This is a genomic window from Oerskovia sp. NPDC057915, assembly GCF_042887685.1.
In the GTDB taxonomy this organism is placed as follows: domain Bacteria; phylum Actinomycetota; class Actinomycetes; order Actinomycetales; family Cellulomonadaceae; genus Oerskovia.
In genome coordinates this window covers 63,735-90,209 of record NZ_JBHVOS010000013.1, presented here as the reverse complement: position 1 = coordinate 90,209, position 26,475 = coordinate 63,735, and the positions used below count along the sequence as shown (strand labels likewise).

Below are 26,475 nucleotides of genomic sequence, written 5' to 3'. Positions count from 1 at the left end.
GGGAGACACCGCGTGACGATCGCACCTGAAGGGCGGCGCATGCTGCGGGTCGAGGCCCGCAACTCTGCGACACCCATCGAGAAGAAGCCCGAGTGGATCAAGACTCGGGCGACCATGGGACCCGAGTACACCGAGCTCAAGGGCCTCGTGCGCAAGGAGGGCCTGCACACGGTCTGCGAGGAGGCGGGCTGTCCCAACATCTTCGAGTGCTGGGAGGACCGTGAGGCCACGTTCCTCATCGGCGGCGACCAGTGCACACGGCGCTGCGACTTCTGCCAGATCGACACCGGCAAGCCTGCCGACTTCGACGCGGACGAGCCGCGCCGCGTCGCCGAGTCGGTCCAGGCCATGGGCCTGCGCTACTCGACCATCACGGGCGTCGCGCGCGACGACCTGGCCGACGGCGGCGCGTGGCTCTACGCCGAGACCGTGCGTCAGATCCACGCGCTCAACCCGGGCACGGGCGTCGAGCTGCTCATCCCGGACTTCAACGCGATCCCCGAGCTGCTCGACGCGGTCAACGAGTCGCGCCCCGAGGTCCTCGCGCACAACGTCGAGACCGTGCCGCGCATCTTCAAGCAGATCCGGCCAGGATTCCGCTACGAGCGCTCGCTGTCCGTCATCACGCGGGCGCGCGAGGCGGGCCTCGTGACCAAGTCGAACATCATCCTCGGCATGGGCGAGACGATCGACGAGGCGAAGGACGCTCTGCAGGACCTCCACGACGCGGGCTGCGACCTCGTGACCATCACGCAGTACCTGCGCCCGTCGCTGCGGCACCACCCGGTCTCGCGCTGGGTCAAGCCCGAGGAGTTCGTCGAGCTCTCGGACGAGGCCGAGCGCATCGGGTTCCTGGGTGTCATGTCGGGCCCGCTGGTCCGCTCCTCGTACCGCGCGGGCCGCCTGTGGGGCCAGGCCATGAAGCGTCGCGGCATGGAGATCCCGGCCGCGCTCGCGCACCTGACCGAGCCCACGACGGCCCGCCAGGAGGCCGCGAGCCTGCTGGCCCGCTGACCTCCCGGGTCTCCCGATCGGCCCGAGCCGGTCCCCGCTCCCGTCCCCTCGCCGACGTGCGAGAGAATCGGGGGCGGGGTCCGGCTCGCCGCCGTCCTCGCCCCTTCACCGGAGCACTCTCCGCCACCACTAGACTGAGGCACCATGGCCCGCAACAAGAGCACCGACCCCTCGACCGGGGTCGACGGCACCAAGCCGAAGAAGCAGAAGAAGCAGCGCTGGTATCACCAGGTCTGGGACGCGTACAAGATGACGCGTGCCGAGGACCCGGCGGTCACGTGGATCATGCTCGCCGTGTTCGTCGGCATCCTCGCCGTCGCGATCGGGATCGGCCTGGCCTGGGGCCCGTGGGTGTACACCCTCATCGTGGGTCTGCCCTTCGCGTTCCTCGGCTCGCTGTTCGTCCTGACGCGCCGCGCGGAGACCGCGGCCTACAGCCGCATCGAGGGTCAGCCCGGCGCCGCGCGCGCCGCGCTCGGCACGATCCGCCGCGGCTGGACGTTCGACGAGGAGCCCGTCGCCCTGACCCCGCAGCAGGACCTCGTGTTCCGCGGCGTCGGTCGCGCCGGGGTCGTGCTCGTGGGCGAGGGCCCGACGCACCGCGTCACCAAGCTGCTCGACGGCGAGAAGCGCCGTATCACGCGCGTCCTGCCCAACGTCCCTGTCACCACGATCCAGTGCGGCAACGGCGAGGGTCAGGTCCCGCTCAAGAAGGTCGCGCGCACGGTGCAGAAGCTGCGCCCGACGCTCACCAAGCCCGAGACCGCCGAGGTCCTCAAGCGCCTCAAGGCGCTCGGCGGCGCCAAGTTGCCGATCCCCAAGGGCATCGACCCCACGCGTGCGCGTCCCGACCGCAAGGGCATGCGCGGGCGCTGACGCCGCACCGCCTGGCACCCGGCCCGTCGGTCACCTCTCGGTGACCGGCGGGCCGTCGCGCATCCCCGTCCCCGCGCCGACGGCGCCGAGCCGGCGCCGCAAGGAGCCCCGTGAGCGACCTGTACTGGAACCACAGCACCCACTACTACCCCGACGTCACGCGGCTCGTGGGCCCGAGCACGCGCACCGCGCTCGACGTGGGGTGCGGCGAGGGTCTCCTGACGCGGCGGCTCCGAGCAGCCGGAGCCGTCGAGGTGCTGGGGCTCGACCTCGACCCCGAGCAGGTCGTTCGCGCGCGGCTGGCCGCCTGGGGCTCCCCGACCGGCCTCGCCTACGTCGCGGGGGACGTCCTGGACCCGCTCCCCGAGCTTTCCGAGCCCTTCGACCTCGTCACGACCGTGGCGACGCTGCACCACCTCCCGCTCGACGCGGGGCTGCGGCGCCTTCGTGACCTGGTCGCCCCGGGCGGGACGCTCGCGGTCGTGGGGCTGACGCGGCCGCGCACCGCCTGGGACCTGGCGGTCAGCGCGGCTGCCGTGCCCGCCGCAAGGATCGCCCGACGGCGCCGCGGGGAGTGGGAGCACGGCTCACCGATCGCGGAGGTCACCACGAGCCACGGCGAGCTGCGCGCGGCCGCGCGAGAGATCCTCCCCGGTGCACGACTGCGCCGCCGGCTCTACTGGAGATACACGCTCGTGTGGCGTGCACCCGGGGCACACGAGGACTGAGGTGGCCCGTGCGCCGAGGGCGAGCGGCGCCGTCGGGCACCGTGGGGGTGCCTGCCGACGCCGGTGGCGAGACGCGTCAGGCGCGGACGATGACCGTGCCCGCGGCCTTGTCGTGCATGCCGCGGCCGTCACCGTCCCACACCACGGCCGGGACGACCAGGCACAGCAGGACCGTGCGCACGAATCCACGCCACAGGCCGACCATGCGGCCCTCGCCGCCCAGCACCCGCACCTGCAGGCCCATGACCCGGTGGCCGACCGTGTAGCCGAGCGTGCTCACCAGGAGCAGGTTCTCGACCGCGAAGACCCCGAGCGTCGCCATCGAGTCCGCATCGAAGACCAGGTAGCTGATGAGCAGGCACAGCACCCAGTCGACGACGAGCGCGACCGCGCGACGGCCGACCGTCGCCATCGAGCCGGGGCCGTCGGACGGCAGGCCGAGGCGACCGCCTCGACCGTTCTCCCCACCGGTCGGCGTACCCTCGAGCCAGGAACCCACATCTTCACGCGACACCACGGCACCAGCCTACGTGGCGGTGAGGCAGGTTCCGGCGCCCGCCCGGTTCGTCCCGGTCGAGGGAGTCCCAGGGCCCGCCCTCGTGCACCGTGCGCGCCGATGTCACACAGCACGTCGCTGCGTAACACGGACGAAACACTCGGTACACGGAGGGGAAACCCCTGAGGCCTAGGTTCGAGGCGCCACTGGAGGTACGGCCAGAGGACCCACTACCAAGGAGTTACGGATGTTCAAGAACGCGGAGGAGGCAATCGCCTTCACCCAGACCGAGGGCGTCGAGTTCGTCGACGTGCGGTTCTGCGACCTGCCGGGCGTGATGCAGCACTTCAACATCCCGATCTCGCAGTTCGCCGAGTCCGCCTTCACGGACGGCATGATGTTCGACGGGTCCTCGATCCGCGGATTCCAGGCGATCCACGAGTCGGACATGAAGCTCATCCCCGACGTCACGACCGCCTACATCGACCCGTTCCGCAAGCGCAAGACGCTCATCGTGAACTTCTCGATCGTGGACCCCTTCACCGACGAGGCGTACTCGCGCGACCCCCGCAACGTCGCCTTCAAGGCCGAGGCGTACCTGCGCAGCACCGGCATCGCCGACACCGCGTTCTTCGCCCCCGAGGCCGAGTTCTACATCTTCGACGACGTCCGGTTCAAGACGAGCCAGAACGAGTCGTACTACCACCTCGACTCCAAGGAAGCGGCCTGGAACACCGGCCGCACCGAAGAGGGTGGCAACCTCGGCTACAAGACCCGCTACAAGGGCGGCTACTTCCCCGTCTCCCCCAACGACCAGATGGCGGACCTGCGCGACGAGATGTGCGCGGTGCTCGACCAGGTCGGCCTCGACGTCGAGCGCGCGCACCACGAGGTGGGCACCGCCGGCCAGCAGGAGATCAACTACCGCTTCTCGACGCTGACCGCAGCGGCCGACGACCTGATGAAGTTCAAGTACGTCATCAAGAACGTCGCCTGGGAAGCCGGCAAGTCCGCGACCTTCATGCCCAAGCCGATCTTCGGTGACAACGGCTCCGGCATGCACTCGCACCAGTCCCTCTGGAAGGACGGCGAGCCCCTCTTCTACGACGAGAAGGGCTACGGCGGCCTGTCCGACCTCGCCCGCTGGTACATCGGCGGCCTCCTCAAGCACGCACCCGCGCTGCTCGCCTTCACCAACCCGTCGGTCAACTCCTACCGTCGCCTGGTGCCCGGCTACGAGGCCCCCGTCAACCTGGTCTACTCGGCGCGCAACCGCTCCGCGTGCATCCGCATCCCCGTGACGGGCAACAACCCCAAGGCCAAGCGCGTCGAGTTCCGCGTCCCGGACCCGACGGCCAACCCCTACCTGGCGTTCGCCGCCCAGCTCCTCGCGGGCATCGACGGCATCAAGAACCGCATCGAGCCGCCCGAGCCGGTCGACAAGGACCTGTACGAGCTGCCCCCCGAGGAGCACGCCGCGATCCAGCAGGTGCCCGGCTCGCTCGAGGAAGCCCTCGACGCCCTCGAGGCCGACCACGACTTCCTCACCGTCGGCGACGTCTTCACCCCCGACCTCATCGAGACGTGGATCGCGTACAAGCGCGAGCACGAGGTCGACCCGATCCGTCTGCGCCCGCACCCGCACGAGTTCGAGCTGTACTACGACCTCTGATCGTCGGTGCTCGCGGTGGTAGTCGCGAGCTCCCTGCAGTGACGGCACCCCGGCCGCCCGCGTGGCGACCGGGGTGCCGTGCTGTGCGCCCCGGTCGGGCGTCCCCGCGTCACCCGTCCGCAGCACCGCCGCGCCATCGAGGCGGTGTCCGGCGTCGGACGCGCAGTCCCGCCGTACCGGCACGAAACGAGTGCCCGACCACCAGGATTTCATTCCGTCACCGTGCACTCTGCAAATGCGCGCAGGGAACACGCGCGACAAGAACACCCCCATTCATCCGTTGCGGTCCTCCAAATTCACCCTCTGCTCCGGTGGTTCGTCACCCCTGGACATATACCCCGGCGTTTCGCCGTGCCAGACTCCTCATACCGATGTCACGGAATTTCCCGAGGAGTGGCCATGACACTGCGATACAGCTCCCCGCCGAACTGGCCCCCGCCCCCTGCAGGATGGACACCTCCGCCAGGATGGCAGCCCGATCCCTCGTGGGAACCGGCGCCGCAGGGGTGGGAATTCTGGGTCGACGACTCCCTCGACACGTCTGCGGGGACGCCCGGAGACCATTCCTCCTCGACCGGATTCATCGAACCGGCCTCCGCTGGAAAGCCCACGAGTTCCTGGTTCGTTCGCCACAAGGTCCTCACCGGAGTCGGTGCAGCGTCGATTCTGCTCATCGTGCTCATCGCCGCTCTGAACGGGAGCGGCGACGGAGGCTCGGACAAGCCGGTCGCCGGCAGCGCCGCCTCGCTGGACGCACAGGACGACGAGAAGTCCGCGAAGGAGATCGCCGCCGAAGAGGCCGCCGAGGCCGAACGGCTGGCCGAGGAGGAGGCGGCTGCTGCGGCGCAGGCGGAGACGGACCGCCTCGCGGAGGAGCAGCGGATCGCGGACGAAGCAGCCGCTGCCGAGGCCGCGGTCGCCGAGGCCGCCCGGCTCGGCTCGGTCGCCCAGCAGAACGCCTACCGGTCAGCCGTGGACTACCTCGACTTCACAGCCTTCTCGCGCTCCGGCCTTGCCCGCCAGCTCGAGTTCGAGGGTTACGGTGCCCCCGATGCGGAGTTCGCGATCGCTCGCCTGGAGGCCGAGGGCGGTGTCGACTGGAACGCGCAGGCTGCGGCCAGTGCGGCGAACTACCTCTCGTTCACCTCGTTCTCGCGCTCCGGGCTCATCGACCAGCTCATGTTCGAGGGCTACACCGCGGAACAAGCTGCGCACGGCGTCGGCACGACGGGTCTGTAGACGGGTCTGCAGCTCGGGGGGTGGACCGTGCCCGCGCGCGTGCAGGCACGACTGCTCAGGCCTTCGTGAGCGCCAGCGCGTTCGTCCGGCCCGAGGACGTCACCGACTCGATCCCGTGCGGATCCGACGTCGCGCTCGTCAGTCGACGACGAGGCCCGGCGTCCCGGACGGTGGAAAAGTCCCGGTCCGCCCCCGCTAGGATGAGCCTTCGCCACTGCTTGGAGAACTTGAGCAGGCGGCAGAGACATGGAAGGAATGTCGATGGCCGACGTCGCCACAGCTGCACCCCTAGCACTCTCCCAGACACTTGCCACCCGCGCGGACGACATCCGCGGCGCGTGGCTCGAGGCGGCCGCACGCGAGCTCCACGGTCGCACCTCACGAGGTGAGCTCGAGCGCGAGCAGGCCGAGATCTTCGACGCCCTGGTCGACGGACTTCGGGCAGGTGGCACCGTCGTGACGGACGCGGCGTTCGACCAGCTCCGCGGCATCCTCGCCGACGTCTCGGCGGTGCGCGCCCGGCTCGGTTTCACGCCGCGCGAGACCGCGATCGGCCTGTTCGCCCTCAAGGACGGCCTGTACCCCCTCGCCTCGCCCGACACCGACATCGTGCCGCTGCTGCAGCTCGTCGACCAGCTCGGTCTCCTGACGTTCGAGGCCTTCGCCGCGGCCCGCGAGTCCATCATCGCCGAGCAGGCCGAACAGCTCCTCGAGCTCTCGACCCCCGTGGTCAAGCTCTGGGAGGGCATCGTCGCGGTGCCGCTCGTGGGGACGCTCGACTCCGCCCGCGCCCAGGTGGTCATGGAGCGCCTCCTCAACACGCTCGTCGACACGGGGAGCGAGCACGCGATCATCGACATCACGGGGGTCCCCGCCGTCGACACCCAGGTCGCGCAGCACCTCCTCAAGACCGTGGTCGCGGCACGCCTCATGGGGGCCGAGTGCACGATCAGCGGGATCCGGCCCCAGATCGCGCAGACGATCGTGGCTCTCGGCATCGAGTTCGGCGACATCCGCACGCGTGCGACGCTCGCCGACGCCCTCGTCGACGCACTCCGCTCAGGCCGCGGGGCACGCCAGAAGGGCCTGCCCGCGTGACCGACGGCGTTCCCGTCCTCAAGATCGGCTCGACGCTCCTCGTCTCGATCCAGGTGGACCTGCAGGACGATACCGCCCTGCAGCTCCAGGAGGATCTCGCGACGCGGATCACGGAGACCGGAGCGCGCGGGGTCATCATCGACATCTCCGGCCTGGAGATCGTCGACTCGTTCATCGGACGCATGCTCGCCTCGGCCGCCAGCATCTCGCACGTGCTCGACGCGACGACCGTCGTGGTCGGGATGCGGCCTGCCGTCGCGATCACGATGGTCGAGCTGGGGCTCTCCCTCGGGAACGTCCGCACCGCGCTCGACGTCGAACGTGCCCTCGCGCTCCTGGGCACGGTCGAGGAGTCTGCCGAGGACATCCTTCTCGCGGCCGCTGAGCGCGAGGAGAGATGAGCACCCCGACGGCGACCGTCGAACGCGTGCCCATCCTCACCGACTCCGACGTCGTCAAGGTGCGTCAGCTCGTGCGGACCCTCGCCCAGCAGGCGCGTCTCTCGCTGGTCGACCAGACCAAGCTCGTCACGGCCGCGAGCGAGCTGGCACGCAACACGCTCGTGTACGGGGGCGGTGGCGACGCCGAGGTGCAGCTGGTCTCCGACGGCCCGCGGACAGGCGTGCGCGCCGTCTTCAAGGACGACGGGCCCGGCATCCCCGACCTCGACCTGGCGCTGACCGACGGCTGGACCAGCGGCGGCGGGCTCGGACTGGGCCTGTCCGGATCGCGCCGCCTCGTCCAGCACTTCGCGATCGACACCGCGGCCGGGGCCGGTACGCGCGTCGAGATCGCGACCTGGTCGCGATGACGGCATCGAGCGGGGTCGACGAGCGTCGCAGCATCGTCGAGAACGGCACCTGGTACACCGTGGACCACCCGTCGGCGGTCGGTCGCGTGCGCCGTGCGGCGAGCGTCGTCGCCCGGGACCTGGGGTTCGACGAGGACCGTGCGGCGAAGATCGGGATCGTCGTCTCAGAGCTGGCCACCAACCAGGTCAAGCACGCCGGGTCCGGCAGGGTGCTCGTGCGTGTCTGCCGGACCGGGGACGCCGCCGAGCTCGAGATGCTCGCGGTCGACTCCGGCCCCGGCATGCGAGACATCTCCGCAGCCATGCAGGACGGGGTCTCCACCCGCGGGACCCTCGGTATCGGACTCGGCACCGTCCCGCGCCTCGCCTCCTCGTGGGACGCGTGGACCTCGCCCGGACAGGGCACGGTCATCGCCGCGACCTTCGGCGGGCGGGGCACGGTGGCGGGGCCGCGTCGCCCGACCGGCGTGGCCCGACCCATGACCGGCCAGGAGGCGTGCGGAGACGCGTTCGCCGTCCGTCACGACGCCGGTGTCGCGACCCTCATGGTGGCGGACGGCCTGGGACACGGGCCCCTCGCCGCAGCGGCCTCGGGCGCGGCGGTACGGACCTTCCTCGACGCTCCCCCGGGATCACCGGTCGCCCACCTCGAGCGGGTGCACGGCGCCCTGTCAGGAACCCGCGGAGCCGCTGTCTCGATCGCGCAGGTGAGCGGTGGCGTGCTGCACTACGCGGGCCTGGGCAACATCTCCGGGACCGTCCACGGCGGTCGCGCTCGTGGCCTGGTGTCCCACCCCGGCATCGCCGGTGTGCCGACGCGCCAGCTCCGCGAGACGACGTACCCGGTCGAGCGGGGTGACGTCGTCGTGATGCACAGCGACGGACTCACCAACCGCTGGTCGCTCGCGGACTATCCGGGCCTCGCCGCGCGGTCCCCCCTCGTCGTCGCCGGCGTCCTGCTGCGTGACCATGCTGTGCGCCCCGACGACTCCTGCGTGGCGGTGCTGCCCGTCACGTGGTCGGAGACCTGACCATGCCCATCCTCGCCACACAGCTCCGCTCCGACACGGACGTGCTCGCCCTGCGCCGCGCCGGCCGTGAGATCTGCCGCCAGCTCGGGCTCGACGTCCAGGACCAGGTCCGCATCGCGACCGCGTTGTCGGAGATGGGCAGAGCGGCAGTCGCCACAGGGACCGCCGACGTCGTCATCGCCGTCGTCCCGGGTATCCCTCAGGCGACCCTCCGTGCCGAGATCACCCCCGACGTCGCGTTCGCGCTCGACGGCGACTCGAGCGACGGTGGCCTCCCGGCGGCGCGACGGCTCGTGCGGGACCTCGAGATCGAACCGACCGGCACCCGGGTCGTCCTCACGAAGCTGCTGAGCGTCACGGCCCGGGTCGACGAGGCCTCGCTCGCCCGCGTCCGACGGTCCACGGCCGCGGCCCACGTCGCCGACGCGCTGGACGAGCTGCGCGTGCAGAACACGGAGCTCGTCCGCACCCTCGACGAGCTGACGCAGCAGAAAGAGGAGCTCCGACGCTTCAACGAGGAGCTCGAGGAGACGAACCGCGGGGTGCTGGCGATGTACGACCAGCTCTCGTCCGAGCTCGAGGAGACGAACACGGGGGTCGTCGCCCTCTACGCCGAGCTCGACGAGCGCGGCCGCGAGCTCGCGGCCGCGAACGAGGCGAAGACCCGCTTCCTGCGCAACGTGAGCCACGAGCTGCGGTCCCCGGTCAACTCGATCCTCGGGCTGACGTCGCTGCTCGCCGACTCCCACCTCGACGCGGACCAGGCACAGCAGGCGACCTACCTGCGTGAGAGCGCCACGACGATGCTCCAGCTCGTCGACGAGCTGCTCGACCTCGCACGGGCAGAGGCCGGCCACGAGGACGTCGAGCCGGCGCCGGTCGACGTCGCCCAGCTGCTCGACGAGCTGCAGGGGACGACCCTCCCTCTCCTTCGGCCCGGGGTGACGCTCAGGACCTCCTCTCCGCCCGACCTCGTCCTGGCGACGGACCGGCGCCTCGCCGCGAGGGTCCTGCGCAACCTCTTGGCGAACGCGGCGAAGTTCACGGACGAGGGGCACATCGAGTTCCGCGCGGAGATCGAGGGCGACCTGGTGCGGTTCGACGTCCGTGACACCGGTCTCGGGATCGCCGAGGAGCACGTCGAGTCGGTCTTCGAGGAGTTCGTCCAGGTACCGAACCGTCTGCAGCCCTCGGTGCGCGGGACAGGTCTGGGGCTGCCGTACGCACGGCGGACCTCGGAGGCGCTCGGTGGGACGCTCGTCGCCTCGTCGCAGCCGGACGTCGGGAGCGTGTTCACGCTCCGCCTGCCCTCGCTCCCGTCCAAGGCGTCGTCCGGGCCCGTGCGCGCCGAGGTCGTCCCTCTGGGCGGCGACCTCGGGCACGTGCTCGTCGTGGACGACGACCGTGCGTTCGCCTCGGTCATCGTCGCGATGCTCCAGGGCCACGCCGAGCGCGTCAGCGTCGCGCACGACGCGTCGCACGCCCTGGCGCTGCTGCACGACGGCGCGGCGGACCTCGCGCTCCTGGACGTACGCCTCCCGGGAACGGACGGGCCGACGCTCCGATCGAGGATCCGCGAGGTGCACCCGGCGACCGGGACCGTGCTCATGTCGAGCGCGTCCTTGCCGGTGCGGGACGACCTCGACGGTGTGCTCTTCCTCCCCAAGGCGGGAATCTCCCGTGACACCCTCGTCGCGACGCTGCGGCGTGCCAAGGAGGCCCGGTGAGCTCGCCCCACACAGTGCTCGTCGTCGACGACACCGCCGCGCACCGCTACATCATGTCGAGCTGGCTCCGTCGTGCGGGCTTCGAGGTGATCGAGGCGGCGACCGGTGCCGAGGCGCTCGTCCGCGCGAACCCGCACATCGACGCGATGGTTCTCGACGTCAACCTGCCGGACATCCACGGTGGTGAGGTCTGCAGGAGGCTCAAGGCCGAGCCGTCGACCGCCCACATCCCCGTCCTGCACGTGTCGGCGACGGCCGTCGACGCCGCTTCCCGGACCGCCGGTCTGGAGGGTGGCGCGGACGCGTACCTGCCCGAGCCCCTCGACCGGGACGAGTTCATCGCGACCATCAGCGCCCTGTGCCGACGCCACGACGCCCAGCGAGGCGCGGGGCGCACCGCTCGCCGTCTCGAAGCGCTCACCAACGCCCTCGTCCCCCTGCACGAGGCCCGTTCGTACGAGGCCGTCGTGGACCACACCGCCCGCGGTGCCTGTGCCGTCCTCGGCCGGGCCGTGGTCGCGATGGTGGTCGCCGATGCCGGGCTCGTGCTGCGCTCGGTCTGCGTGACGGAAGGTTCCGCGCTCGTCCGTGGCCGGGGGCCGTCGGCCGTCCTCGCCCCCGGCGACGCCAACCCGGCCGTGTTCGGAGCGGACGAGGTCCCGGCTCCGTGGCTCCCCCTGCTGATGGAGGCCGGGATCGGCCCGTCGCAGTGGTGGACCATGTGGCTCGTCGACAGCAGCGGTGCCCTCGTCGGCGGTCTCGGGATCCAGGTCGTGGACAGCGACAGGAGCCTCACGGACGAGGAGCAGGCAGCCGTCGGACGATTCGCCGAGGCCGCGACCGTCGCGCTCTCGAACCTGAGGACGTTCGCGGAGGAGCAGCGCATCGCCGTCGCTCTCCAGCGTGCTCTGCTGCCGTCGAGCCTGCAGGTGAGCGGCCTCGAGGTGGCAGCCAGGTACGAGGCGTCCGACGCACGACTCGACGTGGGTGGGGACTTCTACGACGCGTTCGACCTCCCGGACGGTCGGGTCGCCGTCGTCATCGGTGACGTCCAGGGCCACTCGCTCCGCGCAGCGACGGTGATGGCAGAGGTGCGCGTCACGCTGCGCGCCTATCTCCGAGAAGGTCATGACGCCCAGCACGCGTTGAACCTCCTGAACGATGCGCTGCGCTCCGACCACCCCGAGTACGCAACCGTGTGCGTGTGCGTGATCGACCCACGGACGGGTGCCGTGGAGATCACCGACGCCGGCCACCTGCCCGCTCTCGTCGTCCGTGCGGACGGCACGGTGCTCCAGGTGAAGGAAGGCTCACGCCTCCTCGGCCTGCCGAACCCGGACGGTCGGCCCGTGCACCAGGACGTGCTGCAGCACGGCGACCTCCTCGTGCTCGTGACCGACGGGTTGGTCGAGCGTCGAGGGGCCTCCCTGTCTGACGCCCTCGACCGGTTGACCCTGCTGACCGCCGAGAACGCGGGGGTCGACCCGGCGACGATGTGCGAACGACTCGTCTCCGCCTTCGACGACGCGGGCCGCGAGGACGACGTCGCGGTCGTCGCGGTCGGTCGTCGCACGGCGCACGCCGGGTCGGCCACCTAGGCGTCGGACGCCGGGTGCCTCACCGACCGGAGGCACGCCGCGCACGCACCCCACGCTACTCGACGCGGGATGCCCGGTCGGAGCGGCGGCTCGTCCTCATCCTGACGGTCGTGCGGGACCGGAGTCTCTCGTCGGGAAGGACCGTCGCGGCATCTGCGAGGACGTCGTCGAGCCGGGTGGCGGCGGCGGGCAGGTCGGTCGCGGGATCGACCGTGACGAGCAGACTGAGGACGAGCTCGGACCCCTCGTCGCGCAGGGTCGCCGACGCTCTGCGGACCGACGGGATCTGCTGGGCCGCGCGCGCGGTCGCGTCGGCGACCGCACCCCGGTCGATGCGCAGGCGCATGGTGCGGCTCGAGCCGGGCAGGTCCTGCTCGGGCACCGTGCGCGCGGGGAGGTGCGCGAGCATCCACCACACCGCCACGATCGCCAGGAGCAGCGCGACGGCGCCGGTCGCGTAGGGCCACCACGTCTGGGAGGCGGCAGTGGTCGCGCCTGACGTGTCGAGGGCGTCGGGGACGCCGTCGACGTACTCGGCCAGGGTGCCCGTGGTCCACAGCAGCGCGGCGACGCCGACGACGACCAGCACGAGGCCGGCCACGGCGAGGAGCGCACGATCGAGCCTCAGGACGGTGCGGTTCATGGTCGTCGCCCTTCGCTCGGTCGGACCGACAGGCTCGGTGGTTGCTCGAGCGCCGAGAGCTGACGAGCGACCTCCTCTCGGACCTCGGAGAGGATGTCCGGGGAGCCGGTCGTGCGGACGGTGACGCGCACCGAGCGCCGGGTCACCGACGTGCTCGTGTCGAGGACCCCCGGCACGTCGCCAGCCGTGGCGTTCACCCAGCGCGCGACATCGGCAGAACGCAGATGTATCCCGCTGCTCGCCACCACTCGCAGGGTCGTGCGGGGCCGGGGACGGACGGCCTGCCAGAGCAACCAGAGTCCGACCAGGGCGACGAGGACTCCGACCACGCCGACCCAGGTCTCGGGCTCGAGCCCGTCGAGGGCGTCCGTGAGGGACTCGAACCAGCTCGTGCCCTGCCCCCGCGCCGCCACGTACGCGGCCTGACCGGCGAGCACCGCGACGGCCAGGAGCACGATCGCCAGGACGAACGCCCACGAGGTCAGGACGAGCGCCGCCCGGGGCGACCTGGCCGGGGCGGGGACGGGCCGGGCGGGAGATGCCGTGGTTGCGCTCATCGGACTCGTCGCTCCTTGGTCGTTCCGGTGGCCCCGAGGACGTCCGAGGGGTCCACGATGCGTGCGACGGTCGCGCGGACCTCGTCCACGTGCACCCCCGTGAGGGTCCGGAGCTGTTCGGTCACTGCCTCGCAGACCTGGCGGGCGACCATCGCGGCCGGGGCAGGCCACACGAGCGCGATCTCGAGCTGGACACGAGCGCGGTCGCCCGCGCGGGAACAGGTGATGTGCGGGTAGGCCCGGCCCAGCGCTCGTCCGACCGTTCCTGTCGTGGCCACGTCCGGCGCGACACCGGCGACACCGAGCACGGCGGCGCGGGCCACCTTGTCGACCACCTTGTCCGCGACGCGGAGGACGCCGCGCTCCGAGCCGTCGGAGCGATCGCCCACGGACGCGGGTGAGCGCTCGTCGTCCATGGCCAGGAGCGGGGGCCTCTCAGACATGGCGGCGACCGCGGAAGGCGGCACCGAGGTCGATGCGCCCTTCGACCTGGGCCGCGACGAGCCATCCGGCACCGCCGAGGACGACGGCGAGAAGAAACCCCCAGAATCCCCCGAGGATCGCGGCGATGGCCAGCAGGAGGCCGGTGAACAGACCGGTCGTTGACACAGACATGGGCTCTCCTAGGACGGTGCCCGCTCAGGGGCGGGCGGTGATGAGGGCGGGGACTCGACGTCCTCGACGAACACGCGCACGGGCCCTGGGACCAGCGCGCGCACGGCCTCGTGGACGTCTCGAGCCACCTCGGGGATCGGGCGGGCGACCGAGACGACCAGGTGAACCTCGGTCTCGGCGGGACGGAGACGCACCCCGGTCACGGCGCGGCCGGGCAGGTAGGTCGCGACCTCCCCGAGGACCCCGGCGTGCAGCCGCACGACGCCAGGCACGGCGAGCACGGTGGCGACCACCCGGTCGGCCACCTCGTCCTGGACTGGTGCGCCGGCGGTGTCCCCACGGACGGGTCGGTCGTGCGCGCCGACGGGGGCCGACCGGGCGGGCGCCGGGCCGGGGGGCCCACCCGCCGCCGCTCCCTCGTGAGCGTGCTCGAACGACTCGGCGACGTCGAGCGGGGTGGGGACGGCGCCGTCGTCGCCCTGGCCCGTGAGCCCGGGGTCGGACGACTCGGGCACGAACGTGGTCATCGGACCCGCCCGCCACCGTCCTCGCCCTCACCGCTGCCGGAGGACTGGTCGCGCTGGCCACGCCGGTCGGGGCCAGGGTCGGCGTCGTCACCGGGCAGGTGGACGTCGTTGACGTCGATGTTGACCTCGGTCACCTCGAGCCCGGTCATGCGCTCGATCGACGTGATGACGCTCCGGCGGACCGCCTGGGCGAGGTCCGCGATCGAGACGCCGTAGTCCGCGACGAGATCGAGGTCGACGGCGGCCTGGCGTTCGCCGACCTCGACGTGGACACCGGAGGTGGTGTCGCTGCCGCTGCCCGGGATGTACTCGCGGATGGCGCCGAACGCCCGCGCCGCTCCCCCGCCGACGGCGTAGACGCCCTGGACGTTGCGTGTCGCGAGCCCAGCGATCTTCGCGACGACCTGGTCGGCGATCGTGGTGCTGCCGTGCTCGGAGGCGAGCGCCGAGGGACGGTCGACCGTCTCGCGCTGCGGGCGCGCCTGTCCGGCATCCCCGGGACGTGAGGCCGTGCCAGGAGCCGAGGCTCCCGTGGTGGATGTGCTCTGCTCGCTCATCGTTCGCTCCTCGTCGTGCTCGGGTCGACCACCCAGGAGGCCGGGCGGTCCTCGACGTTCTCCAGTGGGTGCCGCTCCGCTGCAGGAACGTCACGGCAGAAATATGTGATCTAGATCACAGTAGTTGTCGCCGATGGCGAGCGCTTCCCAGGAAGCTATCGTCGAGCAGGTGGAAGCAGTCGGCACCGGTGACGACGCGGGGGCGGTCTCCGACCTGTCGCTCGCGCGCCGGGCGGCCCTGCGCGATCGCGAGGCGTTCACCGAGCTCGTCGACCGGCACGGCCCGGCGTTGTACCGGTACGTCCTGCGCATGGTCCACGATCCGGAGGTCGCAGCCGACTGTCTGCAGGACACCCTGGTCGCGGCATGGACCGGGTTTCCCGGGTTCCGGGGCGAGTCCACGCCGCGCACGTGGCTCTTCGGGATCGCGACACGGCAGGCGTACCGCCACCGAGGACGCGCGGCGCGCCTCCCCGTCGCCCTGCCGGACGAGCTCGTCGAGTCCGCGTCCCGCCCACCCGACCAGGACGCCGTGGATGCTGCGCTCGTCGAGGCCCTCGACATCGCCCTGCTCGGTCTGCCACCGTTGCAGAGGTCGTGCTGGCTGCTGCGCGAGGTCGAAGGGCTGCACTACGCCGAGATCGCCGACATCCTCGGCACGACGCGCGACACCGTGCGCGGGATGCTCCACCGGGCTCGCGCGACGCTGGCCGAGAGGATGGAGGGATGGCGATGACCGACGACGCCGTCCTCGACCGCGCGACCCAGGCCCTGCGACGCCACACCGACCAGGGGTGGACCCTGGTGCGTGAGAACGCCCTGCTCAGAGCCCTCTCGGCCTTCCGCCCGTCGGCCCCTGTCCGAGGGCGGACCGAGGCACCCTCGGGCACCGTCGACTACCTCGTCGCCGCCGACGTCGTGACCGCCGCCCTCCGTGACGCCGTCGCCGCAGTACCGGGCGCCTCCCCGCTCACGATCACCTGCTCGACCGACGACCAGGACCGGCTCGTGATCGTCACGATCGAGATCCTCGCAGCGTTCGACGAGCCTCTGCTCCCCTTGGCGAGCACCGTCCGGCTCGCCGCCGGCACGAGCCTGCGCTCGGTGCTCGGCGAGCTAGCTCCCGCCGCGCACGTCGTCGCCGTCGACATCGCGATCACCGACGTCTCGAACGTCACGGACGACCTCTCCTAGGCCCCCACCGCACCGTCGCCGGACGGCCCGTCCGAGCCGTCCAGCCACACCTCGGGTACGCGCCGCGCGGCATGGCGCCCCTCCGCCGCGTGCAGGTCGTAGCGTCGGGCCGCCGAGAGCGCCCAGCCGTTCGCGGGCCGCGAACCGCAGTCCCCGGGTCGGCCTCCGGCGCTACCCTCCGGTCAGGAGTCTGGAAGTAGGCCCTGACCTTCCTTGCCCCTTGGAGCTGAGATGACGACCTCGTACGACCTGGATCGCCCTCTTGACGCAGACCTCATGGAAGTCCTTCTCGCCGGGACGCCCCAACCCGTCGGCCAGTTCGTCCTGACCGTCCGCACGGGGACCTGGTGGTGGTCGGACGGCCTCTACGAGATGCACGGCTTCACGCCGGGCGAGGTGGTCCCGACCACCGCGCTGATGCTCGCCCACAAGCATCCCGACGATCGTGCGCGCGTCCAAGCGGTCCTCGCGAACGCCTGCTCGACAGGTGAGCCGTTCGCGTGCGTGCACCGCATCATCGACGCGCACGGCCACACCCGGACCCTCGGGGTCGTGGGCCGCGCACGCAAGGAGCCCGGGTCGGACGAGGTCGCACAGGTCTCCGGGTACTTCGTCGACCTCACGATCACACAGCGCGAGCTCTCCCAGCGCGAGGCGACGGCGGCCATCCAGTCGTCCGCACAGAGCAGAGCCGTGATCGAGCAGGCCAAGGGCGCGGTGATGACCGTGTACGGCATGACCGAGAACGAGGCCTTCGATCTCCTGCGCCACCACTCGAACGTCACCAACGAGTCGATCCGGCACCTCGCTCGCCGGCTCATGACGACTCTCTCGGAAGGCGCCGGGACCGCTGCTCCCACGGCCGACGACCTCGACCTGTTCTTCGAGTCGGCCCGTACCTCGACGGGCAGCAGCCGCGCAGCGCGAGAGCACGAGTGAACCGGGCGACGACGAGACCGTGCGTGCCGGCCCTTCCCTGACGCCGCCTCCCAAGGTGGTCGTCCTCCCCCACGAGCGTGCCCGCCGCGTGCGAGGCTCTCGGACCGCGCCTAGTGTGCGGAAACCCCCGCTCGACCACTGGAGCCGTCGTGACCGATCCGCGCACCACCACCGTCCTTGCGCCCGAGCCCGCCGTCCTCGACCCGTCACGGTACGAGGACTCGCGCTCCCAGCCGCTCAGGACCACCGTCGCGTCCGTACCGACGATGAGCGGCGACGTCGTCGCGGCCCTGTCCTGGGCCGCCGAGATCGGCCGCACCGTGCCGGCCCCCGGCACCGGCAGGACGCTCGAGCTGTGGGAGCTGCTCGCCTCGACCGCCGCGGCCGACGTCGGGGTCTCTCGGGTCCTCGAGCCGCACCTCGACGCACGCGCCATCCTGGGACAGGTCCCGGACGAGGTGGACCTGCTGTCGATCGACGCCGACGAGACCAGCACCTGGGGCGTCTTCGCCGCTGAAGGTCCGGGCGTACGCCTGGAGGCTGAGGAGAGCGAGGACGGCTGGCAGCTCACGGGAGTCAAGCCGTGGTGCTCGCTCGCCGCGACGCTCTCGCACGCACTGGTGACCGCGTGGACCGTGGACGGTCGACGGTTGTTCGCCGTCGACCTCCGGGCGCCCGGCGTCCGGCCCGACGACGGCCCGTGGGTCGCGCGCGGGTTCCCGGAGATCGTCAGCGCTCCCGTGCGCTTCGACCGCGCCGCGGCCGTCCCGGTCGGGTCTCCCGGCTGGTACCTCGACCGCCCCGGTTTCGCCTGGGGCGGCATCGGTGTCGCAGCCTGCTGGTGGGGCGGTGCCGTGGGCCTCGCCCGTGAGCTGTATGCGGCGACCACACGTCGCGAGCCCGACCAGCTCACGCTCGCCCACCTGGGAGCGGTCGACATCGCGCTGACCAGCGCACGGACGACGCTCGTCGAGGCGAGCCGGGCCGTGGACGGAACCACGGAGGCCGAGGTTGTCGCCCCAGGGGTGCTCGCACGCCGGGTGCGGGGCGCCGTCGCGCGTGCGGTCGAGGAGACCGTGCAACGCTGCTCGCGGGCCCTGGGTCCAGGACCGATGACGGCCGACGAGGCATATGCGCGTCGCCTCGCCGACCTGCAGCTCTACGTACGCCAGCACCACGCCGAGCGTGACGACGCCTCCCTGGGCCGTGACCTCGTGGCCCGCGGGGCCGCTCCGTGGTGACGTTCGACCATCGAGACCCGGGTACCACCGAAGACGCATGGAGGGCCGCCGGCCTCCTCGACCGGTTGGCGCCCCTCGACCTTCCCGACGGCGTCTCCCACCTCGTCGTCCTCGCCGCCCACCCCGACGACGAGTCCCTGGGGGTCGGCGGCCTCCTGGCACGGCTCGCCCGCCGGGGCACGCCCGTCACGGTCGTCGTCGCGACCGACGGCGAGGCCTCGCACCCCGACTCCCCCACCCTCACGCCCGCGCGGCTCGCGGCCCTGCGACGTCGCGAGCTCGTAGACGCGGTCGACGTGGTGGCCCCCGGTGCCGTCGTGCTCTTCCTGGGGCTCCCGGACGGAGGGCTGCGGGAGCGCGGCGGCGCCTTGCACCGGCGGCTGTGCGCGGTCCTGACTGCGGTGACGGAGGACGAGCCCGGACACCGCGAGAGGGGTTCCGTGGTGCTGTGCGCCCCGTGGCGGGGCGACGGCCACCGTGACCACCGCGTCGCCGGCGAGGTCGCGGCCGCGGTCGCCGGCGAGCAGGGCGCACGGCTCCTGGAGTACCCGATCTGGTGGTGGCACTGGGGCGACCCGAGCGACCGGACCGCCACCGAGGACATGCGGGCGCTCATGCTCACGCCGCAGGAGCGAGCAGCCAAGAGGCTTGCGCTGGCCGCGCACCGGTCCCAGGTCGAGCCGCTGTCCCCGGACCCGAGGGACGCGGCGACCGTCGGGCCGGAGATGCTGCGGCACGCCGACCGCGACATCGAGGTCTTCGTCGAGGCAGCGTGCCCGTCGCCGGCCCAGCCCGCACCGTCCCCGGCGGCTGGGCCCGCACCGGGGTCGGGGCACGGACCGGGGGCGGGATCGGCGTCCTCCGAGAGCCTGCCGGCCGGCTTCTTCGACGCGTTCTACCGCGGCCGGTCCGACCCGTGGGGCTTCGAGACCCGCTGGTACGAGGAGCGCAAGCGTGCGGTGACGCTCGCGTCGTTGCCCCGCCAGCGCTTTCGCGCGGGCCTGGAGATCGGCTGCTCGACCGGTGTCCTGACCGCGGAGCTCGCGACCCGCTGCGACCGCGTCGTGGGGGTCGACGTCGCCGCGGACGCGCTTGCAGCCGCCCGTGAGCGCCTCGGTGACGACATCGAGCTCCTACGTCTCCAGACGCCTGCGGAGTGGCCCGAGGGGGACTTCGACCTCGTGGTGCTCTCCGAGGTCGGGTACTACTACGGCGCGAGCGACCTGGAGACCGCGATCTCCCGCGCGGTCGGGTCCCTCACCGCGGACGGCGTCCTGGTCGCGTGCCACTGGCGGCACCCGGTACCCGAGTACCCGCTGCGGGGCGACGACGTCCATGCAGCCCTCGCCGCGCGCGCCGAGCTCGTGCGCCTCGTGCACCACCTCGAGGAGGACTTCGTCCTGGAGGTCTTCGTCCGACCACCGGCACGCTCGGTCGCCGCCCAGGCGGGGCTGGCATGAGCGCACCCGACCGCGTGACGCGACTGGCCGTCGTCGTGCCCGTGAACGACGAGGAGGAGCTCCTCCCCCGCTGCCTGGCCGCGCTCGACGTGGCCGTAGCACGGGTCCGGGGCGAGCGGCCGGCCGTGCGGGTCGAGGTCGTGATCGTCCTCGACGGCTGCACCGACGGTTCGGCCGCGCTCGCCCGTCCGTCCTCGTTCACCGTGCTCGAGACCGGATACCGGCGGGTCGGTGCGGCCAGAGCCGCCGGGGTCGAGACGGCGACCCCGCTGCTCGGCAGGGTCCGCCCGTCACGGCTGTGGATCGCGAGCACCGACGCCGACTCGCAGGTCCCGCCGCACTGGCTCACGCACCAGGTCGCGACCGCCGAGGCGGGAGCGGACCTGGTGATCGGCACGGTACGCCCCGACTTCGCCGACCTCTCGGCCGCCCAGCGCACGGCCTGGGTCGTGACGCACCCCGCCGGGCACGTGAACGGGCACGTGCACGGCGCGAACCTCGGGGTCCGCGGCGACCTCTACCTCGCCGCAGGCGGCTTCCCGAGGGTCGCCGAGCACGAGGACGTCGACCTCGTGGCACGCGCCCGGGGTGCGGGCGCGCGCATCGTGGCCTCCGACGGCCTGCGTCCTCACCTCGGGCCGCTCGACCGGGCGCACCCCCGGGGGGTACGCGCGGCACCTGCGTGAGGACCTCGTCCGGTCGGTGAGCGCCGGCTGAGGCCCTCCGCACACGCACCGGAGGGTTCTGCCAACGCGGGTCGGTGCGTGCACGGACCGCGCTAGGCCTTGCTCGTCGGCGCGAACAGCGGGTCGGCGGCGTCGGCCATCTCGAGGTCCGCGGTCGCCTGGACGAGGGCCAGCAGGTCAGGGTCGAGGCCCGGGGAGAACTCCTCGTAACGTTCCGCGGCGATGGTCGACGGGACACCGGGCGGGGCCTGCTCGGTCCCGTCGAGCTCGGTCCCGTCGTTCGAGGGCGACATGCCCTGGAAGATGCGCCCGGCTTCGGAGGCCCCCTCGAGGTCAAACGTGTACTGCTTGGACTGCAGGCCCAGGTCGACGAGCTTCTTGACCTCGGGGAACTTCTCCGCGTTCGTCTTGGGGATCGGCAGGACCTTGCCCCAGTCCACACCGAGGGTCTCGAGCGCCTTGGCGTAGGCGTTCTCGTGCGCCTGGTCGCGCACGATCAGGTAGGCGATGGTCGAGCGCGCGGTCTTGTTGTCCGTCATCTCGTAGATCCGACACTTCTGCAGGCGTCCGGTCGACTCGAGCATCAGGTTGTACAGCAGGTCCAGCACGAGGTTCCCGGAGTTGTAGACGTAGCTGCCGCTCCACGGGTTGCCCGCCGCGTCCACGGGCAGCGCCCCCTGGGCCGCGACGAGGTAGTGGTGGATGTTGCCCGCCCCCAGCGCGAGGTCGAGCGGGGTCTTGCCGCCCGCGCCCGGGGTGTCCAGGGGGTCGGTCTTCTTCCCGTTGTACCGGGGCGAACCGTCGAGCAGACGGGCGATGGTCGTGCCGATCAGCTCGACGTGGCTGATCTCCTCGGTCCCGATCCCCTGGAGCAGGTCCCGGTAGGGCTTGCCCGTGGGCCCCCGGAAGTTGATGCTCTGGAAGAGGTACTGCATCATCGTGCGCATCTCCCCGAACTGCCCTCCCAACCCTTCCTGGAGCGCGTTCGCCGCTGCGGGATCCGGCTCGTCGGCCACGATGTCGTTGATCAGTCGCTGCACGTGCAGATACATCTCATGCCTCCTCGGTGAAACCGATGTGGCCAACCACCGTGCGCCCCTCCTCGCCCACTGGCATCTGGGGAGCCCGACCGGTCATCGGTCACCGCTGGTCTGCACGGCCGTCCGACGGCGGGCGAACCGCGTGACCAGGTAGAGCGCGACGCCCACCAGGACGAGAGCCCCCGCGCGGAGCCAGGTCTGCCCGGCCTGCTGCGTCAGGAGCAGGACGCAGCTCGCCGTCCCGAGCACCGGCACGATCGTCGCGACGCGGAAGTGGTCCTCCTGCACGGTGTCCTTGCGCAGGACCAGGACCGCGACGTTGGTGCTGATGAACACCACGAGGAGCAGGAGCACCACGGTCTCCGCGAGCGCACCCAGGTCTCCCGTGAAGACGAGCCCCGTCGCGACGACGGTCGTCGCGACGATCGCGACCCACGGGGTCCGGCGGCCGGGGAGCACCCGGGCCAGCCCCGCAGGCAGCAGCCCCTGCCGCGCCATGCCGTAGGTGAGGCGGCTCGCCATGATCATGGTCAGCAGGGCGCCGTTCGCGACCGCGACGAGCGCCACCACGGCGAAGACGCGCTCCGGCACGACGTCGGCGACCCTGACGACCTCGAGCAACGGCCCGGTAGAGCTCGCGAGCTGCTCGGGGGGCGCCACCGCGACGGCGGCCACACCGACGGCGACGTAGACGACGCCCGCGGTGATCAGTGCGCCGAAGAGCGCCCGGGGGTAGACCCGACGGACGTCCTTGACCTCCTCGGCCAGGTTGGCCGAGGTCTCGAAGCCGACGAACGAGTAGTACGCGATGAGCGAGGCCGAGAGGACCGCGAGCGCCGGGGTGGTGCCCTCGGTGAACTCGAGGGCCCGGCCCGGCGACGCGTCGCCCCGGGTGAGGACGACGGCCGCGAGCACCACGATCAGGAGGAGCCCGGAGAGCTCGATCGCGGTCATCGCCACGTTCGCCCGCAACGACTCCTGGATGCCGCGCGCGTTGAGCGCCGCGACGAGGAGGAGGAAGACGAGCGCGACCGGCACGACAGGAAGGTCGACGAACGACCCGAAGTAGTCACCGGCGAACGCGAGGGACAGGCCGGCTGCGCTCGTGACTCCTGCGGCGAGCATGCAGAACCCCACGAGGAACGACACGAGGGGCACCTTGAAGGCTCGCTCGGCGAACACCGCGGCACCCCCGGCCGCGGGGTACTTCGTGACGAGCTCGGCGTAGGATCCCGCGGTCAGCAGCGACAGCCCGAGCGCGACCAGCAGCGGCAGCCAGACGGCGCCACCCACCTTCCCGGCCATCTCACCGACCAGGGCGTAGACCCCCGCACCGAGCACGTCACCCAGGATGAAGACGTAGAGCAGTCGTCCCCCGACCGTGCGGTTCAGTGGCGTGGACGTGGACGTGGCGGTCGTGTCGGGCATCCCGGCAGGCTCGCACGGGCACACCCCACTCGCGACCTCCCGTGCCCCGGCCGCTGAGCGGGACACCACGGGGGTCGTTACGTTTGCTCGATGACCACCGGCGAGATCGACCGACGCTCCACGGTGTCCACCGTCGTGGGGGACGTCGTGCGCATCCTCGCGGGGATCGCGATCCCGGTGGGCACCCTTCTCTACGGGCTCGTGGCGACCGCCCTGCTCTCCCTCGTCCTGCTGGGCGCGGTGATCCCCCGGGCCGTCGGTCTCAAGGGGCCGCTCGATCCGTTCGTCGGTCTCGTCCTGAGCGCCGCCGCCTGGATCGCGCTGCTCGACCTCTACGCGCAGCTCTCCTGGCTCGACCTCGCCGTGCACCTGGTGGCGACCGCCGTGCTCACGGTCCTGGCGTACGCGGTCCTCGTCTTCCTGGGGGCGCTTCCCTCGCCCGGCCCCCTGTTCGACGGACTGGGCGGCCGACCCGCCCGCTCTGTCGTGGACGGCCTCTCGCGCCCTCGGCTCGGCGCTGTCGTCACGGCGACGGCGCTCGGGGTCCTGCTCGCCCTGCTGTGGGAGGTCGGTGAGTGGCCGGGCACCACGTTCGTGGACCCTGCCATCAACGTGGGCTACCTCGACACGTTGGGCGACCTCGTGGCAGGGGGGATCGGGGCCTTCGCCGCCGGTGTCCTCCTGGTGCGCGGGTCATGAGCCCCGCCTCCCGGGCAGATGCGTTGCCGTTGACCGTCGTCATCCCCGTGAAGGACGACGCCCGGCACCTGGAACGTTGCCTCGAGGCCGTCGCCAGGCAGGGCCGGCCACCCCACGAGGTGGTGGTGGTCGACAACGCCTCGACGGACGACAGCGCCGACGTGGCACGGCGGGCGGGCGCCCGGCTGGTCGTTGAGCCCTCGCCCGGCATCCCGGCGGCGGCCTCGACGGGCTACGACGCCGTGGCGTCCGGTGTCATCGTGCGCTGCGACGCGGACACTATGCCCCCGCCGGACTGGTTGGAGCGCGTGCACGAGGCCTTCGCGGGGGACCCTGGTCTGACGGCGCTCACCGGCTCCGGGCGGTTCTACGACCTGCCTGCCCTCCGCGCTCGCCTCGCGCAGTTCTTCTACATGCGCTGCTACTACTGGGGGATGCACGCCGCGTCGGGCAACGTGCCCCTGTGGGGCTCCAACATGGCGATCCGTTTCGACGCGTGGCGCGACGTCAGGCTTCTCGTGCACCGGGACGACCCGCACGTCCACGACGACACCGATCTGAGCCTCCAGCTCGGAAGTACCGCTCGGGTGCGCTACGACGGTCGGCTGGTGGTCGGGGTCTCGGGACGCACGTTCGAGTCCCGGCAGGCTCTGGCCCGACGGTTCCGCTGGGCCTGGCACACGCTCGCCGTGAACTGGTCGATCAGCCCGCCCTGGGAGCGATGGGCGGCGCGGATCACCGCGCGGCGGCGCGCCAGGCGCGACCGGTCGTCCCCCTCGACACCATGATCCGGTCGGCTACTCTCCCCCGTCGGGCGACCGACGCCGGAACACCCTGGCGTGCAGGACCTCCAAGAGGTCGGAGAGCACGCGAACCTGCTGATCGGCCTGGGCGACGAGGCCGTCGAGGTCCGCGACCAGCCCGGCGTCGAGCCCCAGGTCCGCGCCCTGCGCCTGGAGGGTCTGCCAGCCGCTCTTCTTGCCGGTGACCGCGCCCCGGAGCAGCTCGACCTCGAGCAGTGCGCTCAGCGGCGACGTCCTGCTCACGTGCCCGTTGAGCGTGAGGCGTCCGACTCTCTCGGCAAGGGAGGCACCGACGACCTTGTACGCCCGGACGGGGATGTCGAGGCGGTGCACGCACCGGATCAGCCAGGCGCGCTCGTCCTCGAGCTGGGCCACGAGCGGGCTGATCGCCTCGCCGACGACCGTGCCCTCGTACGCCTTCGCCATGCGCCGGATCCGCTGCACCCCCACGGTGGCCCCGGCAACGTGGTCGTTGAGGTAGATCGCGAGCAGGCGGGTGTCGACCGACGTCGTCATCGCACGGGACCGTTCTCCGGGGAGTCCGGGGCGGACGACGTCCGCACCGCGGGATCGAGGACGACCTTGATGCACCCGTCCTCCTTCTTCTGGAAGAGGTCGTAGCCGCGGGGCGCGTCCTCGAGCGACAGCCTGTGGGTCCGCAGGTCGAGGACGCCCAGCGGGTCGGCGGGGTCCGCGGCGAGGGGCAGCAGATCGTCGATCCACCGGCGGACGTTCGCCTGTCCCATGCGGAGCGTGACCTGCCTGTCGAAGAGGTCCATCATCGGCAACGGGTCCTTGGCGCCGCCGTAGACGCCGGCGATCGACACGGTGCCTCCGCGGCGGACGAGCGAGATCGCGGTGAGGAGCGCGGCCAGGCGGTCGACGCCCACCTTCTCGTTGATGGCCCCTGCGACGGTGTCCGGCAGGACCCCCGCCGCCTTCTGGAACAGGGAGGCGCCCGGTGAGCCGTGGGCCTCCATCCCGACGGCGTCGATCACCCCGTCCGCGCCCCGCCCCTGGGTCAGGTCCCGGACCGCGCCCACGACGTCGTCGACCGCCGACAGGTCGACGACCTCGACACCGTGCCGCCGGGCCATCTCCAGGCGCTCGGGCACGAGGTCGAGCCCGACGACCTGCCCCGCCCAACGATGCCGTGCGACCCGCGCAGCCATCTGACCGATCGGGCCGAGCCCGACCACGACGACCGTCCCGCCGGGCGGCACCGCCGCGTACTCGACGGCCTGCCACGCGGTGGGGAGCACGTCGGACAGGTAGAGGTAGCGCTCGTCGGGCCCGTCGTCGGGCACCACGACCGGTCCGTAGCGGGCCTGCGGCACACGCAGGTACTCCGCCTGCCCACCCGGGACCTGGCCGTACAACTTGGTGTAGCCGAAGAGCGCCGCACCCTTGCCCTGCGACCGGACCTGCGTCGTCTCGCACTGCGACTGCAGTCCGTGGGTGCACATCCAGCACGTCCCGCACGCGATGCCGAAGGGCACGACGACGCGGTCGCCGACCTTGAGCCGGGTCGCGTCCGCGCCGACCTCCTCGACGACGCCCATGGTCTCGTGACCCAGCACGTCACCCGGGTCGAGGTACATGCCCAGCACCGAGTACAGGTGCAGGTCGGAGCCGCAGATCGCGGTCGACGTGACCCGGACGACCGCGTCCGTCGGTTCCTCGATCCGCGGGTCGGGGACGTCCTCGACCGAGACCTTCTCGCGTCCCTGCCAGGTCAGTGCTCGCATGTTCCTCGTCCTCTCGTGCGTCGTCCTGTCGGATGGTCGTGCCACGTC

General features: G+C 71.8%; 30 protein-coding genes. 19 read left to right on the top strand and 11 right to left on the bottom strand.

Features of this window, described 5'->3' with window-relative positions:
- Positions 1–12 precede the first annotated feature (12 nt).
- The 3 genes from lipA to ACFVQ3_RS10575 all read left to right on the top strand — a co-directional run bounded on the left by lipA (position 13) and on the right by ACFVQ3_RS10575 (position 2,618).
- Positions 13–1,014: a lipoyl synthase gene (lipA, locus tag ACFVQ3_RS10585; RefSeq protein ID WP_387638457.1), complete on the top strand. Its 1,002-nt coding sequence runs from the start codon at positions 13–15 to the stop codon at positions 1,012–1,014.
- A gap of 144 nt (positions 1,015–1,158) precedes the next feature.
- Positions 1,159–1,890: a DUF4191 domain-containing protein gene (locus ACFVQ3_RS10580; RefSeq protein WP_387638455.1), complete on the top strand. Its 732-nt coding sequence runs from the start codon at positions 1,159–1,161 to the stop codon at positions 1,888–1,890.
- A 110-nt stretch (positions 1,891–2,000) separates the two neighbouring features.
- Positions 2,001–2,618 (top strand): class I SAM-dependent methyltransferase, encoded by a 618-nt coding sequence (locus tag ACFVQ3_RS10575; RefSeq protein ID WP_387638452.1) that lies wholly within the window; start codon positions 2,001–2,003, stop codon positions 2,616–2,618.
- A 76-nt stretch (positions 2,619–2,694) separates the two neighbouring features.
- Here ACFVQ3_RS10575 and ACFVQ3_RS10570 read toward each other — a convergent pair whose 3' ends face one another.
- Entirely contained in the window at positions 2,695–3,135 is a 441-nt protein-coding gene (locus ACFVQ3_RS10570; RefSeq protein WP_387638448.1) for an RDD family protein, read from the bottom strand.
- Positions 3,136–3,361: 226 nt separating this feature from the next.
- Here ACFVQ3_RS10570 and glnA point away from each other — a divergent pair, with 226 nt between their 5' ends.
- The 8 genes from glnA to ACFVQ3_RS10530 all read left to right on the top strand — a co-directional run bounded on the left by glnA (position 3,362) and on the right by ACFVQ3_RS10530 (position 12,290).
- A complete protein-coding gene (gene glnA / locus ACFVQ3_RS10565; RefSeq protein WP_387638445.1) occupies positions 3,362–4,786 on the top strand; it encodes a type I glutamate--ammonia ligase in 1,425 nt (474 codons plus the stop codon).
- 675 nt (positions 4,787–5,461) lie between these two features.
- Positions 5,462–6,025 (top strand): Ltp family lipoprotein, encoded by a 564-nt coding sequence (locus tag ACFVQ3_RS10560; protein WP_387638442.1) that lies wholly within the window; start codon positions 5,462–5,464, stop codon positions 6,023–6,025.
- Positions 6,026–6,286: 261 nt separating this feature from the next.
- Positions 6,287–7,123 (top strand): STAS domain-containing protein, encoded by an 837-nt coding sequence (locus ACFVQ3_RS10555; protein WP_387638439.1) that lies wholly within the window; start codon positions 6,287–6,289, stop codon positions 7,121–7,123.
- Positions 7,120–7,524: an STAS domain-containing protein gene (locus ACFVQ3_RS10550; protein ID WP_051703261.1), complete on the top strand. Its 405-nt coding sequence runs from the start codon at positions 7,120–7,122 to the stop codon at positions 7,522–7,524. Before ACFVQ3_RS10555 ends, ACFVQ3_RS10550 begins: the two co-directional genes overlap by 4 nt.
- Positions 7,521–7,934 carry an ATP-binding protein gene (locus tag ACFVQ3_RS10545; RefSeq protein ID WP_387638437.1) on the top strand — a complete coding sequence of 138 codons (414 nt, stop codon included), beginning with the start codon at positions 7,521–7,523 and terminating at the stop codon, positions 7,932–7,934. The genes ACFVQ3_RS10550 and ACFVQ3_RS10545 overlap by 4 nt, the downstream gene beginning before the upstream one ends.
- Positions 7,931–8,965: an ATP-binding SpoIIE family protein phosphatase gene (locus ACFVQ3_RS10540; protein WP_387638435.1), complete on the top strand. Its 1,035-nt coding sequence runs from the start codon at positions 7,931–7,933 to the stop codon at positions 8,963–8,965. Before ACFVQ3_RS10545 ends, ACFVQ3_RS10540 begins: the two co-directional genes overlap by 4 nt.
- Before the next feature lie 2 nt (positions 8,966–8,967).
- Complete coding sequence (locus ACFVQ3_RS10535; protein WP_387638432.1) at positions 8,968–10,692, top strand: ATP-binding protein; 1,725 nt, start codon at positions 8,968–8,970, stop codon at positions 10,690–10,692.
- Positions 10,689–12,290 carry a SpoIIE family protein phosphatase gene (locus ACFVQ3_RS10530; RefSeq protein ID WP_387638430.1) on the top strand — a complete coding sequence of 534 codons (1,602 nt, stop codon included), beginning with the start codon at positions 10,689–10,691 and terminating at the stop codon, positions 12,288–12,290. Before ACFVQ3_RS10535 ends, ACFVQ3_RS10530 begins: the two co-directional genes overlap by 4 nt.
- A gap of 55 nt (positions 12,291–12,345) precedes the next feature.
- On the opposite strand, the gene ACFVQ3_RS10525 is transcribed toward ACFVQ3_RS10530, so the two are convergent.
- From ACFVQ3_RS10525 to ACFVQ3_RS10500, 6 genes are read right to left on the bottom strand one after another with little or no spacing between them, the layout of a single operon-like run.
- A complete protein-coding gene (locus tag ACFVQ3_RS10525) occupies positions 12,346–12,933 on the bottom strand; it encodes a hypothetical protein (protein WP_387638427.1) in 588 nt (195 codons plus the stop codon).
- The gene (locus ACFVQ3_RS10520; RefSeq protein ID WP_387638425.1) at positions 12,930–13,490 is read right to left on the bottom strand and encodes a DUF6286 domain-containing protein; all 561 of its coding nucleotides are present in this window, start codon (positions 13,488–13,490) and stop codon (positions 12,930–12,932) included. Before ACFVQ3_RS10520 ends, ACFVQ3_RS10525 begins: the two co-directional genes overlap by 4 nt.
- Complete coding sequence (locus ACFVQ3_RS10515; protein WP_387638423.1) at positions 13,487–13,933, bottom strand: Asp23/Gls24 family envelope stress response protein; 447 nt, start codon at positions 13,931–13,933, stop codon at positions 13,487–13,489. Before ACFVQ3_RS10515 ends, ACFVQ3_RS10520 begins: the two co-directional genes overlap by 4 nt.
- Positions 13,926–14,105 (bottom strand): DUF2273 domain-containing protein, encoded by a 180-nt coding sequence (locus ACFVQ3_RS10510; protein ID WP_387638420.1) that lies wholly within the window; start codon positions 14,103–14,105, stop codon positions 13,926–13,928. Before ACFVQ3_RS10510 ends, ACFVQ3_RS10515 begins: the two co-directional genes overlap by 8 nt.
- Before the next feature lie 8 nt (positions 14,106–14,113).
- A complete protein-coding gene (locus ACFVQ3_RS10505; protein WP_387638417.1) occupies positions 14,114–14,632 on the bottom strand; it encodes a hypothetical protein in 519 nt (172 codons plus the stop codon).
- Positions 14,629–15,189, bottom strand: coding sequence for an Asp23/Gls24 family envelope stress response protein (locus ACFVQ3_RS10500; protein ID WP_387638414.1), 561 nt, complete (start codon positions 15,187–15,189; stop codon positions 14,629–14,631). The genes ACFVQ3_RS10505 and ACFVQ3_RS10500 overlap by 4 nt, the downstream gene beginning before the upstream one ends.
- 169 nt (positions 15,190–15,358) lie before the next feature.
- On the opposite strand from ACFVQ3_RS10500, the gene ACFVQ3_RS10495 reads away from it, so the two are divergent.
- The 6 genes from ACFVQ3_RS10495 (at position 15,359) to ACFVQ3_RS10470 (ending at position 20,709) form a co-directional block, all read left to right on the top strand.
- The gene (locus tag ACFVQ3_RS10495; protein WP_387638412.1) at positions 15,359–15,925 is read left to right on the top strand and encodes an RNA polymerase sigma factor; all 567 of its coding nucleotides are present in this window, start codon (positions 15,359–15,361) and stop codon (positions 15,923–15,925) included.
- Positions 15,916–16,383, top strand: a complete 468-nt coding sequence (locus ACFVQ3_RS10490) for a hypothetical protein (protein WP_387638410.1) — start codon at positions 15,916–15,918, stop codon at positions 16,381–16,383. Before ACFVQ3_RS10495 ends, ACFVQ3_RS10490 begins: the two co-directional genes overlap by 10 nt.
- Before the next feature lie 276 nt (positions 16,384–16,659).
- The gene (locus ACFVQ3_RS10485) at positions 16,660–17,322 is read left to right on the top strand and encodes a PAS and ANTAR domain-containing protein (RefSeq protein WP_387638407.1); all 663 of its coding nucleotides are present in this window, start codon (positions 16,660–16,662) and stop codon (positions 17,320–17,322) included.
- 149 nt (positions 17,323–17,471) lie between these two features.
- Positions 17,472–18,563 carry an acyl-CoA dehydrogenase gene (locus ACFVQ3_RS10480; protein ID WP_387638405.1) on the top strand — a complete coding sequence of 364 codons (1,092 nt, stop codon included), beginning with the start codon at positions 17,472–17,474 and terminating at the stop codon, positions 18,561–18,563.
- Positions 18,564–18,628: 65 nt separating this feature from the next.
- On the top strand, positions 18,629–20,023 hold the full coding sequence (locus ACFVQ3_RS10475) for a PIG-L family deacetylase (RefSeq protein WP_387638403.1): 1,395 nt from the start codon (positions 18,629–18,631) through the stop codon (positions 20,021–20,023).
- Positions 20,020–20,709, top strand: coding sequence for a glycosyltransferase (locus ACFVQ3_RS10470; protein ID WP_387638400.1), 690 nt, complete (start codon positions 20,020–20,022; stop codon positions 20,707–20,709). Before ACFVQ3_RS10475 ends, ACFVQ3_RS10470 begins: the two co-directional genes overlap by 4 nt.
- 92 nt (positions 20,710–20,801) lie before the next feature.
- Here ACFVQ3_RS10470 and ACFVQ3_RS10465 read toward each other — a convergent pair whose 3' ends face one another.
- Together ACFVQ3_RS10465 and ACFVQ3_RS10460 are read right to left on the bottom strand one after the other, a co-directional pair.
- Positions 20,802–21,761 (bottom strand): manganese catalase family protein, encoded by a 960-nt coding sequence (locus ACFVQ3_RS10465; RefSeq protein WP_387638397.1) that lies wholly within the window; start codon positions 21,759–21,761, stop codon positions 20,802–20,804.
- 81 nt (positions 21,762–21,842) lie between these two features.
- Complete coding sequence (locus ACFVQ3_RS10460; protein ID WP_387638394.1) at positions 21,843–23,177, bottom strand: APC family permease; 1,335 nt, start codon at positions 23,175–23,177, stop codon at positions 21,843–21,845.
- Positions 23,178–23,267: 90 nt separating this feature from the next.
- Between ACFVQ3_RS10460 and ACFVQ3_RS10455 the strand changes: the two genes are divergently transcribed.
- Both ACFVQ3_RS10455 and ACFVQ3_RS10450 read left to right on the top strand, forming a co-directional pair.
- Entirely contained in the window at positions 23,268–23,876 is a 609-nt protein-coding gene (locus ACFVQ3_RS10455) for a hypothetical protein (protein ID WP_387638391.1), read from the top strand.
- Positions 23,873–24,664 (top strand): glycosyltransferase family A protein, encoded by a 792-nt coding sequence (locus tag ACFVQ3_RS10450; RefSeq protein ID WP_387638389.1) that lies wholly within the window; start codon positions 23,873–23,875, stop codon positions 24,662–24,664. Before ACFVQ3_RS10455 ends, ACFVQ3_RS10450 begins: the two co-directional genes overlap by 4 nt.
- 9 nt (positions 24,665–24,673) lie before the next feature.
- Here the strand turns inward: ACFVQ3_RS10450 and ACFVQ3_RS10445 are convergent, their stop codons facing one another.
- Both ACFVQ3_RS10445 and ACFVQ3_RS10440 read right to left on the bottom strand, forming a co-directional pair.
- Positions 24,674–25,195 (bottom strand): hypothetical protein, encoded by a 522-nt coding sequence (locus ACFVQ3_RS10445; protein ID WP_387638386.1) that lies wholly within the window; start codon positions 25,193–25,195, stop codon positions 24,674–24,676.
- On the bottom strand, positions 25,192–26,427 hold the full coding sequence (locus ACFVQ3_RS10440) for an alcohol dehydrogenase catalytic domain-containing protein (protein WP_387638383.1): 1,236 nt from the start codon (positions 26,425–26,427) through the stop codon (positions 25,192–25,194). The genes ACFVQ3_RS10445 and ACFVQ3_RS10440 overlap by 4 nt, the downstream gene beginning before the upstream one ends.
- Between the last annotated feature and the right edge of the window lie 48 nt (positions 26,428–26,475).